Genomic DNA, 17,198 nt, shown 5'->3' with positions numbered 1-17,198 from the left:
AACCGCTAGCGCCGAGTGAACCGCTAGGGCCGACTGAACCGCAGGGTCACCAGCTCGAACGGACCGAGCCGTACGTCGGCCAGCGCGCCCGAGGCCGCCACCAGCGCGGGGGCTTCGGCCAGCGGCCGCTCCAGCAGGTCCGTGGCGGACACGCCGGCGTGGTCGAAGTCCAGGGCCAGCCGGGCCGCGGCCCGGCCGCCCGTGGTCTCGTACAGCCGGACCACCAGGTCGCCGCTGCCGTCGTCGGCGAGCTTCACCGCCGAGACGGCCACCTTCTCGTTGTCGACGCGGACCAGCGGGGCCGTCTCCCGGCTGCCGGTCAGCCGGCGCTCGGGCAGGTTGATCGCGAAGCCCTCGCGGACCGCGTCCCCGATCGAGGCGCCCGGCACCAGCGCGTAGCCGAACCGGTGCAGGCCCTGGTCGGTCTCCGGGTCCGGGAAGCGCGGGGCCCGCAGCAGCGACAGCCGCACCGTGGTCGTCGTACCGCCGTCGGCCCGGACGTCACGGGTGACGTCGTGCCCGTACATGGAGTCGTTGACGATCGCGGCGCCCCAGCCGGGCTCCGCGACGTGCAGGAACCGGTGGTGGCAGGCCTCGAACTTGGCCGCCTCCCAGCTGGTGTTGGTGTGGGTGGGGCGGAAGAGGTGCCCGAACTGGGTCTCGGAGGCGTACCGGTCGGCGTGCACGTCCAGCGGGAAGGCCGCCTTCAGGAACTTCTCCGTCTCGTGCCAGTCCACCTCGGTGTCGATGTCGAGCCGGCCCAGCCCCGCCCGCACGGTCAGGCGCTGCACCACCCGCGAGGAGCCGAAGGAGCGCACCACCGTCACCGTCGCCGCACCCGCCTCCTCCGTGAGGGTGACGGAGTCGGCCTCCGTGAGATCGGTGACCGTGTTCCGGTAGAAGGAGTCCACGTCCCAGGCGTCCCACATGTTCGGGAAGTCCGGGTGGATCTGGAGCAGGTTCGCCGCGTGGCCCGGGGCCACCGACTCCCGCCCGGCGACCAGGTCGTAGGCGGAGACGACCAGGCCCCGCGCGTCGACCTCCACCCGCAGCCGGGAGTTCTCGAGGGTGAAACCGCCCCCCTCGCGCGGACCGGCCGAGACCTGCCCCACCGGGACGCCGAGCGGGGCGCTGCCCCCGGCCAGGACCCCGGCGCGGGCGTGCGGGGAGGCGTTGAAGACCAGCTCGCGGCCACCCGCCGGGTCGCCCGCCAGGGCCCGCTGCGCCGCGGCGACGATCCCGGTCAGCTCCTGGGCGACCGCCGCGTACGTGGGCTCCGCCTCCCGGTGCACCCAGGCGATCGAGGACCCGGGCAGGATGTCGTGGAACTGGTGGAGCAGCACCGTCTTCCAGATCCGGTCCAGCTCCCGGTACGGGTACGGGAACCCGGCGCGGACCGCCGCCGTCGCCGCCCACAGCTCGGCCTCGCGCAGCAGGGACTCGCTGCGCCGGTTGCCCTGCTTGGTCTTGGCCTGGCTGGTCAGGGTTGCCCGGTGCAGCTCCAGGTAGAGCTCGCCGACCCACACGGGCGGGTCCGGGTACTCGGCCTGCGCCTTGTCGAAGAAGGCGGCCGGGGACTCCCACACCACCTGCGCGGAGCCCTCCAGGTCACGCAGCCGGCGGGCCTTCGCGATCATCTCGCGGGTGGTGCCGCCGCCGCCGTCGCCCCAGCCGGTCGGGGCGAGCGAGTGCCGGGCCGCGCCTTTGTCCTTGAAGTTGCGGGCCGCGTGCGCGATCTCCCGGCCGTCCACCGAGCAGTTGTAGGTGTCGACCGGCGGGAAGTGCGTGAAGATCCGGGTCCCGTCGATGCCCTCCCACTGGAAGGTGTGGTGCGGGAACGTGTTCACCTGCGACCAGGAGATCTTCTGCGTCAGCAGCCGTTTGGACCCGGCCGCCTTGATGATCTGTGGCAGCCCGGCGGCGAAGCCGAAGGTGTCCGGCAGCCACGCCTCGTCGTTCTCGATCCCGAACTCTTCGAGGAAGAACCGCTTGCCGTGCGTGAACTGCCGGGCCATCGCCTCCGAACCCGGCATGTTGGTGTCCGACTCCACCCACATGCCGCCCGCCGGCACGAACCGGCCCTCCGCGACCGCCTTCTTGACCTTCGCGTACACCTCCGGCCGGTGCTCCTTGAGCCAGGCGTACTGCTGGGCCTGGGACATGGCGAAGACGAAATCGGGCTCGCCCTCCAGCAGCGAGGTCATGTTCGACGTCGTACGGGCCACCTTGCGCACCGTCTCGCGCAGCGGCCACAGCCACGCCGAGTCGATGTGGGCGTGCCCGACCGCGCTGATCCGGTGCGCGGAGGCGTCGGCGGGTGCGGACAGCACCCCGGCGAGCTCGGCGCGGGCGGCGCCCGCCGTCTCGTTCACCGCCTGCAGGTCCAGGGCGTCCAGGCAGCGCTCGACCGCGCGCAGCAGCTCCCAGCGCCGGGCCCCGTCGACGGGCAGTTCGGCCATCAGCTCGCCGAGCACCTCCAGGTCGATGACCAGCTCCCACACCGTCCGGTCGAAGACGGCCAACTCGACCCGGGTCAGGCGGTACTGCGGCTCGTCGCCGGCCGTGTGCCGGTCGCCCAGGCCCGTCGGCCGGAACGGTTCGACGTCCAGGATCACCGGGTTGGAGGCGGCCTCGAGGTGCCATTCGACCCGCTCGCCGCCCGCCACCGGGCCCTCGGCGACCCGGACCCACTGGTTGCGCGGGTTGATCGCCTTCAGCGGGGAGCCCTCCGGGGTGTACACCAGCGCCTCGCACTGGAAGCCCGGCATCCGCTCGTCGAAGCCGAGGTCGATGACGGCCTCCACCTCCCGGCCGGCCCAGTCCGCGGGCACGGTCCCGGTCACCTTGAACCAGGTGGTGTCCCAGGGCGCGCCCCAGGCGTCGCCGACGGTGGCGGGGCCGTGCGGGGCCGCCAGTCCCTCGGAGACCGGGACCGGTTCGCGGCCCGGGGCGGTCCAGGCCTCGATGGCCAGCGGCGCGGACCGGGGGTACACGGCCGGGCGGATCCGCTCGTCGAGGACCCGCTTCAGGCGTCCCTCCAGCACTGCGCGGTCGTCATGCATCAGAGGCTCCAGTCCAGGTCAGGGTGGTACGGGCGGGGGCGGAGACGACGTACAGCTCGTCCACGGCCCGGATCTCGAAGACGGCCGCCTTCTCCCGTCCGGCGCGCTCGACGCCGGGCAGGTAGAGGGCGGTGCCACAGGTGCCGCCGAGGAAGCGGCGGGCGCCGTCCGGCAGGACGCGGGACACCTCGTAGTGGCGGACGGGCTCCGCTGCCCGCTGCCAGGTCAGGCGTACGAAGGCCTTGCCGGACTGCTGGGCCGAGGCGGACACGGCCGGTGGGCCCGGAGTCGCCGGGCGGGGCCGCGCGGCGGCCTCGCGTACCGTCAATGCTCCGAGTCGCCAGCGCACCGGCTCCTTCCCGCGTCGGGTGATCCGTACGGCCAGACCGTGGGCGGTGCGGCCCGCCAGCTCCGACAGCCGGACCCTGGTCGTGCGCCACCCCTGCCCGGCGGCGAGGGTCTCCGCCTTCAGCCAGGTGTACGGGACCTCCTGCCCCGGGCCGGACGGCTCGCGGGTGGCCACGCCCAGCTCGACCGTCACCGGGCCCGACTCGGTGCGGTGCACCAGCTCGGCGACGCAGGAGCGGGTCAGCGGCAGCCGCACGGCGTGCAGTCCCACGGTCGCCGGGGCGGTGAGCCCGCCGGTGACGAGCAGGCTGGAGCCGCCGCGCCAGGCGCGGGCGAAGTCGAGGGTGACCTCGGGGCGGGTCCCGGTGGTGTGCACGGCCCAGCGGCGGCCCGGGAGCCGGTCCTGGAGGCCGAGGTGGTTCCACCCGGTGTCGGAGACGGGCTCGCCGTCCTCGTACCAGCGTTCCCCGTGACCGGTGTTGAAGGAGCAGGCGAAGGGCAGCGCGGTCACGGTGGACCGGTCGGCGACGACGGTGGCGGGGGCCCGCCAGGCGTCCTCGGGGGAGGGGTGGGCGGGGTCCAGGGACCCGCCCGTCCAGAACCGGTCGTCGGCGCGGTGGAAGGCGCCGGGGGAGCGGTCCGCGAGGTGGTTGCGGGTCCACTCGGGCCGGTAGAAGCCGTAGGAGACGACGTGGTCGCTCCCGCGCGGGACGATCGCGTCCCAGTCCACCTTGGAGTTCCAGCCGTTGGACTCCATGTCCACGGCCGCCCACAGCTCGTGGCGGCTGCGCCCGAGCCGGTCGGCGAGGTCGCCGGAGGCGGCGAGCTTCGCCGGGGTCCAGCGGAAGTCCACGAACACGGTGTCCGCGACCTTGCCGCGGCGGTCCTCGTAGAACTCCTGGTTGAGCTCGTTCAGGGCGCCCTGCCAGCCGACCCTGCCGGTGGAGTTCATCGCGTCGTACCAGGTGATCGTGAGTCCGTGCGGTTCACCGGCGGCGCGCAGGGCGCGCAGGAACCGCTGCATCCGGGCGGCAAGTTCGCTGTCTCCGCCCTCGGTCTCGGCGTTGACGAACCAGCCGTCGAACCCGTACGCCCGCGCCACCTCCACCAGCTTCTCGGCGACCGGGAACCGCCCGAGGGAGTCCTGCTGGACCAGGTCGCGGGTCCACCGGAGGTCGCCGCCGTAGGGCACGGGCGGCAGGAACACGTTGCCCATCACCCGGACGCCGTTGCGGTGCGCGGCGTCGGTGACGGGCGCGTTCGGGGCGAGCACGATGCCCTCGGCGGAGGAGCCGCCCCAGAAGACGAGCTCGTCGATGTACGCCCAGTGGGTGAGGGCGTAGTAGTCGGCGGTGGGGGAGCCCTGCGCCGGATTGCCGGCCGTGTTCCCGAAGGAGACGAGCGAGGCGATACGGGCCTGGCCGGCGCGCGCCGTGGTGTTCGGCGGCACCGGGGTGAAGCGGGGCGCCAGCGGCACGGTGGCGGTGTTGTAGGCCAGATCGGGGTCGGACTCCGGGCTCCACCGCAGGAGGGAGCGCCAGGTGATCCCGGGACCCGGGGTCCCGGCGGGCAGCGAGTCCGGGAACCAGTACGAGGCGTACGGGGACAGGTCTGCGGGTGGCTCGGGTGGCCCGGGGGAGGCCGCCGGGGCGGCGGGGAGGGCCACCGCGGGGGCGGCCGTCCCGCAGAGCAGGCCGGCCGCGCCCGCCCCGGCTCCGGCGAGCAGCATCCCGCGCCGGGTCGGGCGTAGGGAGGCGGGCCGGGGCGCGGTCGGGCGGTTCGCGGTCGGGCGGTTCGAAGTTCGAGGTTCGACGCCGTTGTCGGTCTCGGACATGAGGGATCTCCTCGGTAGGGGCCGGTCAGGCCCGGGTGGGGACGTCGGACACGTGCAGTACCTCGGTGATGCCGCGGGCGGCCAGGTGCTCCGCGTCCCCGGCCAGCTCCGCCAGGACCACGGCCGGCCGGACCCCCTGGGCGGTGAGCGCGGCCCAGGCCTCGAAGAAGGCCCCGCCGGGGGCGCACACCGAGCGGTTCGGCGCGGACTCGGCGCCGCCGACATCCACGGCGAGCGCGGCCCTGCGCACCGCCGGGCGGTGCTCGCGGCCCCGCCACTCCGCGGTGATCCGGGCGATCACCTCTCCGGCGGGCTTGGTCCGGCGGTCGTTGGTGAGCAGCCCGAGCCCGTACTCCAGCTCGGGGAAGTCCGCGAGCTCCCGGGACACGTCGTGCGAGCACCACCAGGTCACGCCCCACAGGCCGGGGCAGTCCAGGGCGTTCGCCACGGTCGCCTCGGTGAAGGAGGCCGCGTGCTCGGGCTGGATCAGCGGCGCGGGCGCGCCCACCTCCTGGAGCCAGACCGGGCGGTGCGGATCGCGGGCCCAGGCCTTGGAGAGCTCGATCAGGTACGCGGCGTGGTGCTCGGTCGCCGTCCCGGTCCGGCCGTGCCGCTGGGCGGTGCCGTTGAACACCCAGGAGTGCACGGCGGTCGCGGCGCCCAGACGGGCCGCCTGGGCCACGGTGAAGGGGTGGCCGTCCTGGTACCAGGCGGCGTCGTATTCGGCGTGCAGGTGCATGCGGCCCGGCGCGCCCGCCTCGCAGGCGGCGAGCATCCGCTCCAGCCAGCGCCCGGCCTGCTCCTGGGTGATCCGGTCGGGGGAGGGGTGCGGGTCGTCGGAGAACTGGTTGATCTCGTTGCCGACCGTCATGCCCAGGAAGTTCGGCCGGTCGGCGAGGGCGGCGGCCAGCGTGCGCAGGTACTCCTCCTGCCCGGCGACGACCTGCGGGTCGCTGAAGATGTTGCGCCGGTGCCAGGTGCCGGTCCACGCGGGCAGGAAGTCGAAGCTCGACAGGTGCCCCTGGAGCCCGTCCACGTTGACGTCGAGCCCGCGGTCGGCGGCCGCGTCGGCGAGGGCGACGAGCTGCTCGACGGCGCGCGGCCGGATCAGCGTCCGGTTCGGCTGGAACACCGGCCACAGCGGGAAGACCCGTACGTGGTCCAGGCCGAGGCCGGCGATCGAGTCGAGGTCGGCCTTGACCTCGTCGAGGTCGAAGTCGAGCCAGTGGTGGAACCAGCCGCGCGTCGGCGTGTAGTTGGCGCCGAAACGCAGGGCGCGGGCGGGTGCGGAGGCGGCGTTGCCGTCGTGCATGAAGGGTCCTGGAGTTCAGGGGGAATTCGCGGGATGCCCACAACCTGCCGTCTGTGCGGGGGATAAGTCAACAGGATCCATATCTCCGAACGTCCCGACTTGGCGGGATGAAAGTCCTGACCTCCACGGCTGGGGTACTTATGCGCTTCAGGCCAGTTGACAGACGGGTTCCGGTCGCCTGAAGCTAAGCGCACTAATGCGGTTTAGTTGTTGATGAGCGGTGTTGTCCCACAGGGAAGTGTGCAGAAATGGACAGCGGAATTACCGTCACGACGGTCACCACCCCGGCCCTCTTCGCCGGCCCGCCGGAAAGCCCCTCGCAGATCGTCCGGGTCCGCATCCGCAGGGCCCGCCCGGCCGGCCCGTTGCACGTGGCGGTGCACGGTGACGGCATCACCACCCCGCACCCCCGCATCGTGCGGGCCGACACCGCCGAGGCCTACGCGGGCACCGATGCCCGCGCGGATCTGACGGATCTGGCGGATCTGGCGGATCCGACCGGGTCCGGCCCCCGGCCCGTCCCGGAGTCCACCGTCGAGGTCGCCGTCCGCACCCCCGGCGCCGCCCCCGGGACCGTCCTGCCCGCCGCCGTCCGCGTCACCACCCCCGACGGGCGCCCGCTCGCCGAGCTGCCCTTCGGCCTGGTCGTCGCCGAGCCCGGCTGGACCGTCCGCCTGGTCCCGCACTTCCACTACGACCCCATGTGGTGGAACACCCAGGCCGCCTACACCGCCCTCTGGGACGCCCCGCCGAAACCCGGCGAGGCCGAGCGCGGCTGGGAGTACACCGGCGTCCCGGCCTTCACCCTGATCCCGCTCCACCTCCAGCAGGCGCGCGAGGACCCGGCGTACCGCTTCGTGCTCTCCGAGGTCGACTACCTCAAGCCCTACTGGGACACCCACCCGGCCGAACGCGCCGAGCTGCGCGCGCTCATCGCCGAAGGCCGCGTCGAGATCGTCGGCGGCACCTACAACGAGCCCTCCACCAACCTCACCTCCGCCGAGACCACCATCCGCTCCGCCGTCCACGGCCTCGCCCTGCACCGCGGCACCCTCGGCGCCGACCCGCGCACCGCCTGGCAGCTCGACGTCTTCGGCCACGACCCCTCCTTCCCCGCCCTGATGGCCGGCGCCGGACTCGACTCCGCCGTCCTCGCCCGCGGCCCCCACCACCAGTGGGGCCCGATGATGGACACCTGGGGCGACGAGCTGCGCGCCCCCGCCGCCATGCAGCTGCCCGCCGAGTACGAGTGGATCGCCCCCGGCGGTGAGGGGCTGCTCCTGCACTACCTGCCCGCGCACTACTCCGCCGGCTGGTTCTCCCACCAGGCGCCGGACGCCGGGGCCGCCGCCGAACAGCTGCTGGACCTTTACGAGCTGCTGCGCACCGCCGCCGCGACGAAGAACGTCCTGATCCCGATGGGCACCGACTTCTCCTGGCCGCATCGCTGGGGCCTGGACGTGCAGCACGCCTGGAACCGCCGCTACTGCTGGCCCCGCATGGAACACACCGGCCCGCGCGCCCACTTCGACGCCGTCCGCGCCGAGCTCGCGGCGCGCGGAGAGCAGCCGTTGCCGGTCACCCGGGAGATGGGCCCGGTCTACACCGGCAAGGACGTCACCTACACCGACGTGAAGCAGGCGCACCGGGCCGCCGAGAACCTCCTCGAACAGGCCGAGACCTTCGCCGCCCTCGCCTGCGCCGAAGGTCTGACCGACTACCCCGCGCAGACCCTGTCCAAGGCCTGGCGCCACCTGCTGCACGCCGCCCACCACGACGCCGTCACCGGGACCTTCTCCGATCAGGTGTACCTCGACCTGCTCCCCACCTGGCGCGAGGCGTACGAACTGGCCGACGGCGTACGGGAGGAGGCGCTCGCGGCGCTCACCGCCGCGGCCGACACCCGCGGCCCCGGACCGCTCGCGGTCACCGTGCACAACCCGGTCTCGTGGACCCGTACCGACCTGGTCCGCACCCGCGTCGAGCTGGCGGCGCTCGGCCTCGCGGACGACCGCGCGGACCGTGCCGACCTGATCACCGTCCTGGACGAGGCGGGCCGCGGAGCGCCCGTGCACGTCGAGGCCGTCGCCGACGGGACCGCCGAGGTGGCCTTCCTCGCCCGGGACGTGCCCTCGCTCGGCCACCGCACCTGGTGGCTCGCGGCGTCGGAGCTGCCGCTCTCGGGCGGGTGGGCGCCGGCGCCCGGGCACACCGTGGAGAACGAGTTCCTGCGCGCCGAGGCCGATCCCGCGCGGGGCGGGGGCCTGGCCCGGCTGCTGGACCGGCGCACCGGGCAGGAGATCCTCACCCCCGGCGAGGTGGACGAGCTCGTCGTGCAGGAGGAGTACGACAAGCACCCCTACTTCGAAGAGGGCCCCTGGCACCTGCTGCCCAAGGGCCCGGGCACCGGTTCGGGCGCCGCGCCCGCCGAGTCCTGCCGCGCGGAGCGCGGGCCGCTCGGCTCGCGCATCGTGGCCACCGGGCGGACCGGGCCCGTCCGCTGGACCCGGACCACCACCCTGTGGGCCGGCCTGGACCGGGCGGAACTCACCACGACGGTGCACGCGTTCGAAGGCTCCGACCAGTTGCTGCGGCTGCGGATCCCGGCGGACGTGCCCGGGGCGCTGCCCGTCGCCGAGACCGCGGCGTCCGCGGTGGGGCGCGGGTTCGCCTTCCCCGAGGCGGACACCGGGGCCGATCACACCCGGGCCCCCTGGACCCTGGACAGCCCCTGCCTGAACTGGTTCGCGCTGTCGGCGCCGATGACCGGGCCGGGCGGCCGGGCCCTGGGCGCGGCGGAGATCGTCCTCCCGGACGCGGGGCTGCGTGATCAGTACAGGGCTCCGGGACTGCGCGAGCTGGTCACCGCCCTCGGCCGGCACGGGGTCACCGCGACCCCGACGCGGGCGGCCGGGCCGCGCTGGGGCGACCTGGCGGTGGACAGCAGCCTGCCCGACTTCCGCATCGCACTCGGCGGCCCCGAGGAGAACCCCTTCACGGCGGCGCTGCTGGCGTCGGCCGGTCCCGCCCGGGAGAAGGCCCTGCGAGAAGCCCTACGGGAACACGGGCAGGTCTGGGTAGCGGCCCGAGCGGGGCTGCGCTCGCTCTGGAGCCCCGGCTGCGACCTGACGGGCCTCGGGGACCTGCCGGTCCTGGTCCACGCCGGGCCCCCGGAGCAGCTCGCCCGGGCCGTCGCCGCGTCGGGCCGCATCGACGCCCCGGCTCCGGCTCCGGCCCCGGCTCCGGCCCCGGCTCCGGCTCCGGCTCCGGCCCCGGCGGACGCAGCGGGCGCGCACGAGGCGGCGTACCCGCACGAGGAGCCGTACGCCGACCGCACCGTCGGGATCCTGGTGCGCGGCACGCCCAGCTTCGCCGTCGACACCGCCGGGCGGCTGCACAGCACCCTGATGCGGTCCTGCACCGGCCGCCCGAGCGGGGAGTGGATGGACCCGCCGCGGCGCACCGCGCCCGACGGCAGCTCCTTCCAGCTCCAGCACTGGACCCACGTCTTCGAGCACGCACTCGTCGCGGGCGCCGGGGACTGGCGGGCGGCGGACCTGGTGCGCCGCGGACGGGAGTTCAACAAGCCGCTCACCGCCGTCACGGCCGCCCCCGGCGCGGGCCCCCGCCCGCCGGCGCGCTCGCTGCTCGGCGTGGAGCCGGCCGGCCGGGTGCTGATCGAGACGGTCAAGCGGGCCGAGGGCTCCGGCGACCGGGGCGACCTCGCCGTCCGGCTGCGCGAAACGCACGGCCGTCCGGTGATGGCGGAGACCCTGTGGCCGACGGATCCGGCCGCCGAGGCCGATCTGCTGGACCGCCCCACCGGCTTCTTCGAGGGGCGGGTCCAGGGCGCGGCGACGACCACGCTCCTGCTGCTCACGGAATCCGGCATGCCCCTGCGGGCAGGCGAACGGGAGCCGAACCAGCCGGTGTTCAGCCGGTACTGGCTGCACAACACCGGGACGGCTCCGCTCGGCGACGCCCCGTACACCGTGACGTGTGACGGGATGCCCGCCGGGGCCACGGTCACCCTCGCCGCCCACGGGCAGGCGGCCGGCGGCCCGGCCGGGCTGGAGGTCCGGGCCCCGGAGGGCTGGACCACCTCCTGGACCCGGCAGCGCCCCGAGCTCCCGCCCGGCGGCCACGTCTCCTACCCCCTCACCCTGGAGCCCGCCGCCGGAGCGGAACCCGGCGACCACCTGGTCCGGATCCTCGCCACCACCCCGGCGGGCACCTTCGAGGACGTACTCACCGTCACCGTCCCGGGCGGCCCGGCCGGGACTCCGGCCGGGCTGTGGGTGGACGCGCCCGATCCCGCCGTCACCGTCGCCCCCGGCGGGCGGGCCCTCGTACGGGCACGCATCGGCTCCACCGGCATCCGCACCGCCCTGACGGGGCAGGCGTACGCCGTCTCCCCGTTCGGCACCTGGGAGCTGACGGCCCCCGCCGTCCTACCGGTCGAGGTCCCGGCGGACGGCGAGGCCCGGGCCGTCTTCGAGCTGCGGCCGCCGCTCGGAACCCCCGCCGGGGAGTACTGGGTCGTGGTCAAGGCGGTCTGCCAGGGCAGGATCGCGTACGGTCCGGCCATTGCCGTCCACGTCAGCGAGGGATGAGACAGGCCATGGCCCGCAGACCCACCATCAAGGACATCGCCCGCCAGGCCGGGGTGTCGGAGAGCGCCGTCTCCTTCGCGCTCAACAACCGGCCCGGGGTCTCCCAGGACACCCGCGCCCGCATCCGGCGGGTCGCCGAGGAGCTCGGCTGGCAGCCCAACAGCGCCGCCCGCGCCCTCTCCGGCGAACAGTCCGGCGCCGTCGGCCTGGTCCTCGCCCGGCCCGCGCACACCCTCGGGGTCGAGTCCTTCTTCCTCCAGCTGGTCTCCGGCATCCAGGAGGTCCTGGCCGCCGGCCGGATCGCCCTGCTCTTCCAGGTGGTCGAGGACCTCGACGCCGAATGCGCCGTCTACCGCCGCTGGTGGGCCGAGCGGCGCGTCGACGGGGTCGTCGTCGTGGACCCGAGGACCGACGACCCGCGCCCGGCCCTGCTCGAACAGCTCGCCCTGCCCGCCGTCACGGTGGGGGAGACGGGGCCGGCCTCCGCTTCTCCCGACTCCGCGGCCCCGGCCCCTTCTGCCCCAGCCGCCCTGTCCGCCCTGTCCGCCCTGTCCGCCGTCCGGGCCGACGACGCCGGCGCCATGGCGCAGGTGCTCGACCACCTGTACGGGCTCGGCCACCGCCGGATCGCGCACGTCGCGGGACTGCCCGGACTCGCCCACACCGAGCGCCGGATCGCCTCGCTGCGCGCCGAGGCCGAGCGGCTGGGCCTCGGCTCCGGACAGGTGCGCTCGGTCACCACCGACTACTCCGACGCCGAGGGGGCCGAGGCCACCCGCCGGATCCTCGCCGAGCCGGAGCCGCCGACCGCGATCGTCTACGACAACGACGTGATGGCGGTGGCCGGCGTGGCCGTCGCCTCCGAGCTGGGCATCCCGGTCCCGGGCGGGCTCTCCGTCGTCGCCTGGGACGACTCCGCGCTCTGCCGGGTCACCCGTCCCCGGCTCACCGCCCTGGTCCGCGACACCGCCGGCTTCGGCCGGCTCGCCGCCGAGGAGCTCCTCGGCCTCCTCGCGGGGGGCCCGCCGCGGTCACGCGAGAGCGAGCGTCCCAGGCTGGAGCCCCGTGAGAGTACGGCGCCGCCGCCGGCCGCATACTGAAACCGACCCCTTCCTGGAGCGCCACCGTGACCACTCCTCCCACTCCCACCCCCACCTCCGCGTTCCCCGCGCCCCGTGCCGGTGCGCCGGCCGGCTCCGGCCTCACGGTCGCGATCGACATCGGCGGTACGAAGATCGCCGGAGCGCTGGTGGACCGCGACGGCGCCATGACGGCCACCACCCGCCGGCCCACCCCGCGCGGCGCCGACGGGGACACCGTGTTCGCCGCCGTCGCGCAGGTCGTCGCGGAGCTCGCGAAGTCTCCGCTGTGGGGCTCGGCCGTCCGGTGCGGGATCGGCAGCGCGGGCCCGGTGGACGCCGCGCGCGGCACGGTCAGCCCGGTCAACATCGGCGCCTGGCGGGGCTTCCCCGTACAGGCCCGGGTGGACGCCGAGCTCGCGCGGCACGGGCTGCGGATCCCGACGGTGCTGGCCGGCGACGGGGTGGCGATGACCGCCGCGGAACACTGGCTGGGCGCCGCCCGCGGGCACGCCAACGCGCTCTGCATGGTGGTCTCCACCGGCGTCGGCGGCGGACTCGTCCTGAACAACCAGCTGCACCCCGGCCCCACCGGGAACGCGGGTCACATCGGCCACATCAGCGTCGCCTTCGACGGGGAGCCGTGCGCCTGCGGAGGCCGCGGCTGCGTGGAGTCCCTCGCCTCCGGCACCGCCATCGCGGCCTGGGCCCTGGCCCAGGGCTGGGTCCCGGCCGGGGACGCCACCGCGGCCGGGGTGGCCGCCGCCGCGGCCGCGGGCGATCCCGTCGCCCTGGCAGCCTTCGACCGCGCCGGCCGGGCGCTGGCCGCCGCCATCGCGGCCACCGCCACCCTCGTCGAGACCGACATCGCCGTCATCGGAGGCGGGGTCGCCGCCTCGGGCGACACCCTCTTCGGACCTGTCCGGGCGCACCTGGCCTCGTACGCGACCCTGTCCTTCGTCAAGGACCTCCAGGTCGTCCCGGCGACGCTGGGCACCCACGCGGGCCTGATCGGGGCCGCCGCGGCGGCGACGATGCTGCTGCCTTCGTGAAGGCTGCCGTCGTGAAGGCTGCTTTCGTGACGGCGGCCGTGGTGAAGACGGCCGGGGCACGCCCTACGGCTTGACCGAGCGGTAGTAGCGGGCCGCGCCCTCGTGCAGCCGCAGGGGATCCGTGTAGATCGCCGTCCGCAGGTCCACGAGCTGGGCCGCGTGCACCTGGCTCCCGATGCCGTCCCGGCTGTCGATCACCGTGCGCGTGAACTGCTCCGTCAGCTCGGCGCCCGCGTCCTCCCGGGTCACCAGCAGGTTCGGCACCGCCACGGTGGACACCGCCGAGGTGTTGAGGGCGCGGGCGTAGGCGTCCTGCGGCATCACCGCCGCCCGGTAGTACCGCGCGGGGCTGCCGCTGGCCTGGAGCGCCTCCACCAGGTCGCCGAGCTGCACGAGCCGGATCTCGAACCGCTCCGAGAGCTCCCGTACGGCGTTGGTGGGCAGCCCGCCCGACCAGAAGAAGGCGTCGATCCGGCCGGCCTCCAGCTCCGCCGGCACGGTGTCGATGCCGATGGCCACCGGGGTGACGTCGCGCACCGGGTCCAGCCCCGCCGCCCGGAGCATGCGCTCCGAGATCAGCCGCACCCCAGAGCCGTCCTGGCCGACGGCGACCCGCTTGCCCCGCAGGTCCCGGGCGGACTGGACGGGAGAATCGGCGGGCACCACGAGCTGCACGTAGTCGTCGTAGAGGCGGGCCAGACCGCGCAGCCGGTCCGCTCCGGGCTTCCGGTCGACCTGGTACTTGGCCACCGCGTCGGCCGTCGCCACCGTGAAGTCGGCCTCGCCCGCGGCCACCCGCTGCAGGTTCTGCTGCGAGCCCTCGCTGGTCTTCAGCCGGACCCGCACCCCGGGCACGTCCTTGGCGAGGGCCTGCTCCAGCAGCTGGCCGTAGCGGTGGTAGACCCCGGTCTGGACGCCGGTGCTGAGGGTGATCCCGCCCGTGAGCTCGGGCCGGCCGAAGGGCCGCAGCCACCAGACGAGGGCGCAGAGCACCGCCAGTACGGCCACCAGGGCCCGCAGGGCACGGCGCCTGCTGATCCGGGGCGGTACGAGAGGCATGGCCGCGATCCTGCCACCGACCCGCCGTCCTGTCACGGCCCCGCCCTCCCGGCCCGCCCGGCCCACGCCCGGCCCGGGGCGCCACGCCCGACCCGTACCCTTGCTGGGTGAGTACCGAGAGCGGCGAGGCGACTGTTGTGAAAACGTACGAGGTCCGGACGTACGGCTGTCAGATGAACGTGCACGACTCCGAGCGGCTGTCGGGCCTGCTGGAGGACGCCGGGTACGTCCGCGCGCCCCAGGGCTCCGACGGCGACGCCGACGTCGTCGTGTTCAACACCTGCGCCGTCCGCGAGAACGCCGACAACAAGCTCTACGGCAACCTCGGACGGCTCGCGCCGATGAAGACCAAGCGCCCCGGCATGCAGATCGCCGTCGGCGGCTGCCTCGCGCAGAAGGACCGCGACACGATCGTGGACCGCGCCCCCTGGGTCGACGTGGTCTTCGGCACCCACAACATCGGCAAGCTGCCCGTCCTCCTGGAGCGCGCGCGCATCCAGGAAGAGGCGCAGATCGAGATCGCCGAGTCGCTGGAGGCCTTCCCCTCCACGCTCCCGACCCGGCGCGAGTCCGCGTACGCCGCCTGGGTCTCGATCTCCGTCGGCTGCAACAACACCTGCACCTTCTGCATCGTCCCGGCGCTGCGCGGCAAGGAGGAGGACCGCCGTCCCGGCGACATCCTCGCCGAGGTCGAGGCACTGGTCGCCGAGGGCGTCTCCGAGATCACCCTGCTCGGCCAGAACGTCAACGCCTACGGCTCCGACCTGGGCGACCGCGAGGCCTTCTCCAAGCTGCTGCGCGCCTGCGGCGCCATCGAGGGCCTGGAGCGGGTCCGCTTCACCTCCCCGCACCCGCGCGACTTCACCGACGACGTGATCGCGGCGATGGCCGAGACGCCCAACGTCATGCCGCAGCTGCACATGCCGATGCAGTCCGGATCGGACACGATCCTGAAGGCGATGCGCCGCTCGTACCGCCAGGAGCGCTTCCTCGGCATCATCGAGAAGGTCCGCGCCTCCATCCCGCACGCGGCGATCTCCACCGACATCATCGTGGGCTTCCCCGGTGAGACGGAGGAGGACTTCCAGCAGACCATGCACGCGGTGCGCGAGGCGCGCTTCGCGAACGCCTTCACCTTCCAGTACTCCAAGCGCCCCGGGACCCCGGCCGCCGACATGGAGGGGCAGATCCCCAAGGAGGTCGTCCAGGAGCGGTACATGCGCCTGGTCGCCCTCCAGGAGGAGATCTCCTGGGACGAGAACAAGAAGCAGGTCGGCCGGACCCTGGAGGTCATGGTCGCGGAGGGCGAAGGCCGCAAGGACGGCGCCACGCACCGGCTGTCCGGGCGGGCCCCCGACAACCGCCTGGTGCACTTCACGAAGCCGGAGGGCGAGGTCCGTCCCGGTGACGTCGTGACGGTGGAGATCACCTACGCGGCTCCCCACCACCTCCTCGCGGAGGGCCCGACGGGTGCGGTACGCCGGACCCGTGCGGGCGATGCCTGGCAGAAGCGCAACGAGGCTCCGGCGCAGCCGAAGGGCGTCCTCCTCGGCATCCCGACCCTGGGCGTCCCGGCCCCCCTCCCGGTGACGACGTCGGGCTGCGCCAGCCCCATGCCTTCCTGACGCACCACTCGCACCGCTGCGCGGGCTTCGCGGCGCTGCGCCGGACTTCCTTCCGGCGGGGGCCGGTCGGGGTGCTCGCCACCGCCGTCCCGGCGCGGGTGGGTTGGCCCTGCGGGGCGAACTCCCCTACCCGCCCTTCCACCGTTCGCCGGGCTCTGCCCGGACCCCGGTCCTCAAACGCCGGACGGGCTGAAGGCAGGGGGGCCGGGGGCTGCCCCCGGGAACGGCGCCGCACGCGGGAACGGGTCCGGGCGGAGCCCGGGGAACGGGCGAAGGGCGGGTAGGGGACCTCGCCCCGCGGGGCCAACCCAGCCGCACTTGCCCACCGGGCCCCGCTGGGACGGCGGTGGCGAGCACCCCGACCGGCCACCGCCGGACGGAGTCCGGCGCAGCGGCGCGAAGCCCAGGAGGCCCGTCAGGGCCGAGTGGTGCGAGGGACGCGTCAAGAAGGAGCGGGGCGGCTACGCTGCGGATCATGCTCGTAGCCGCCGCCGTCTGCCCCGCCCCGCCGATGCTCCTGCCGGAGCTCGCCACGGGAGCCGCCGCCGAACTCGGCGACGCCCGGACCGCGTGTTCCGACGCGCTGTCCGTGCTCGCCGCCTCCCGGCCCGATCTGCTCGTCGTGGTCGGAGCCTGTGACCCGGATCACCACGGCGCCTACCCCCAGGGAGCCCGCGGCACCTTCCGCGGATTCGGCGCCGGGGCCGACGTACGGCTGGGCGAGGGTGAGGAGGGCCCGCGCCTGCTGCCCACGCCGCTCGCCGTCGGGGCCTGGCTGCTCGGCCGGGCCGGGTGGGGCGCCGCGCCCCTGGAGGGGTTCGGGGTCGCCGGGCCGCTGGACACCGAGCGGTGTCTGGAGGCGGGCCGGGAGCTCGCCGCGCGCGAGGAGCGGGTCGCCCTGCTCGTCATGGGCGACGGCAGCGCCTGCCGCTCCCTCAAGGCCCCCGGTTACCTCGACGAACGCTCCGCCGCCTTCGACGCGGAAGCCGCCCGCGCGCTCGGCGCCGCCGACCTGCCCGCCCTCGCCGCCCTCGACGCGGGACTCGCCGCGGAGCTCCAGGCCGCCGGCCGGGCCCCCTGGCAGGTGCTCGCGGGCGCGGCCGAGGGCGCCGGGCTCGAAGGACGGCTGCTGTACGAGGATGCCCCGTACGGGGTCGGGTACTTCGTCGCGGCCTGGTCGTAGCGGCGGCGGCAGGGCCTGCACAGAACGGAGA

At 74.7% G+C, this 17,198-nt stretch carries 9 protein-coding genes; 5 read left to right on the top strand and 4 right to left on the bottom strand.

What is annotated here, in order from left to right; translation table 11 throughout:
* Positions 1 to 23 precede the first annotated feature (23 nt).
* From MTF69_RS07620 to MTF69_RS07610, 3 genes are all read right to left on the bottom strand, one after another.
* Positions 24 to 3,062: a glycoside hydrolase family 38 C-terminal domain-containing protein gene (locus tag MTF69_RS07620; RefSeq protein WP_243331827.1), complete on the bottom strand. Its 3,039-nt coding sequence runs from the start codon at positions 3,060 to 3,062 to the stop codon at positions 24 to 26.
* Entirely contained in the window at positions 3,055 to 5,139 is a 2,085-nt protein-coding gene (locus tag MTF69_RS07615) for an endo-beta-N-acetylglucosaminidase (protein ID WP_243331934.1), read from the bottom strand. Before MTF69_RS07615 ends, MTF69_RS07620 begins: the two co-directional genes overlap by 8 nt.
* 130 nt (positions 5,140 to 5,269) lie before the next feature.
* Entirely contained in the window at positions 5,270 to 6,556 is a 1,287-nt protein-coding gene (locus MTF69_RS07610) for a glycosyl hydrolase (RefSeq protein ID WP_243331826.1), read from the bottom strand.
* A gap of 248 nt (positions 6,557 to 6,804) precedes the next feature.
* Here MTF69_RS07610 and MTF69_RS07605 point away from each other — a divergent pair, with 248 nt between their 5' ends.
* From MTF69_RS07605 to MTF69_RS07595, 3 genes are all read left to right on the top strand, one after another.
* Positions 6,805 to 11,169 carry an NEW3 domain-containing protein gene (locus MTF69_RS07605; protein ID WP_243331824.1) on the top strand — a complete coding sequence of 1,455 codons (4,365 nt, stop codon included), beginning with the start codon at positions 6,805 to 6,807 and terminating at the stop codon, positions 11,167 to 11,169.
* 8 nt (positions 11,170 to 11,177) lie between these two features.
* Positions 11,178 to 12,269: a LacI family DNA-binding transcriptional regulator gene (locus MTF69_RS07600; RefSeq protein WP_243331822.1), complete on the top strand. Its 1,092-nt coding sequence runs from the start codon at positions 11,178 to 11,180 to the stop codon at positions 12,267 to 12,269.
* A gap of 113 nt (positions 12,270 to 12,382) precedes the next feature.
* Positions 12,383 to 13,300 (top strand): ROK family protein, encoded by a 918-nt coding sequence (locus MTF69_RS07595; protein WP_243331933.1) that lies wholly within the window; start codon positions 12,383 to 12,385, stop codon positions 13,298 to 13,300.
* 63 nt (positions 13,301 to 13,363) lie between these two features.
* Here the strand turns inward: MTF69_RS07595 and MTF69_RS07590 are convergent, their stop codons facing one another.
* Positions 13,364 to 14,359 carry a TAXI family TRAP transporter solute-binding subunit gene (locus tag MTF69_RS07590; RefSeq protein ID WP_243331820.1) on the bottom strand — a complete coding sequence of 332 codons (996 nt, stop codon included), beginning with the start codon at positions 14,357 to 14,359 and terminating at the stop codon, positions 13,364 to 13,366.
* A 107-nt stretch (positions 14,360 to 14,466) separates the two neighbouring features.
* On the opposite strand from MTF69_RS07590, the gene miaB reads away from it, so the two are divergent.
* A complete protein-coding gene (miaB, locus tag MTF69_RS07585; protein ID WP_308401374.1) occupies positions 14,467 to 15,984 on the top strand; it encodes a tRNA (N6-isopentenyl adenosine(37)-C2)-methylthiotransferase MiaB in 1,518 nt (505 codons plus the stop codon).
* Between the two features lie 475 nt (positions 15,985 to 16,459).
* Entirely contained in the window at positions 16,460 to 17,167 is a 708-nt protein-coding gene (locus MTF69_RS07580) for a hypothetical protein (protein WP_243331818.1), read from the top strand.
* Positions 17,168 to 17,198 lie beyond the last annotated feature (31 nt).

It is taken from the genome of Streptomyces sp. AP-93 (assembly GCF_022808175.1).
GTDB lineage: Bacteria > Actinomycetota > Actinomycetes > Streptomycetales > Streptomycetaceae > Streptomyces.
The sequence above is the reverse complement of the archived record's forward strand: the minus strand, read 5'-3'. Positions and strand labels throughout refer to the sequence as shown.

What these genes read in the sequence shown, in the direction of transcription:
- MTF69_RS07615 (WP_243331934.1), bottom strand. Translation starts at nt 5,139, where the DNA reads ATGCTGCTCGCCGGAGCCGGGGCGGGCGCGGCCGGCCTGCTCTGCGGG.
- MTF69_RS07620 (WP_243331827.1), bottom strand. Translation starts at nt 3,062, where the DNA reads ATGCATGACGACCGCGCAGTGCTGGAGGGACGCCTGAAGCGGGTCCTC.
- MTF69_RS07590 (WP_243331820.1), bottom strand. Translation starts at nt 14,359, where the DNA reads ATGCCTCTCGTACCGCCCCGGATCAGCAGGCGCCGTGCCCTGCGGGCC.
- MTF69_RS07605 (WP_243331824.1), top strand. Translation starts at nt 6,805, where the DNA reads ATGGACAGCGGAATTACCGTCACGACGGTCACCACCCCGGCCCTCTTC.
- MTF69_RS07600 (WP_243331822.1), top strand. Translation starts at nt 11,178, where the DNA reads ATGGCCCGCAGACCCACCATCAAGGACATCGCCCGCCAGGCCGGGGTG.
- MTF69_RS07580 (WP_243331818.1), top strand. Translation starts at nt 16,460, where the DNA reads ATGCTCGTAGCCGCCGCCGTCTGCCCCGCCCCGCCGATGCTCCTGCCG.
- MTF69_RS07610 (WP_243331826.1), bottom strand. Translation starts at nt 6,556, where the DNA reads ATGCACGACGGCAACGCCGCCTCCGCACCCGCCCGCGCCCTGCGTTTC.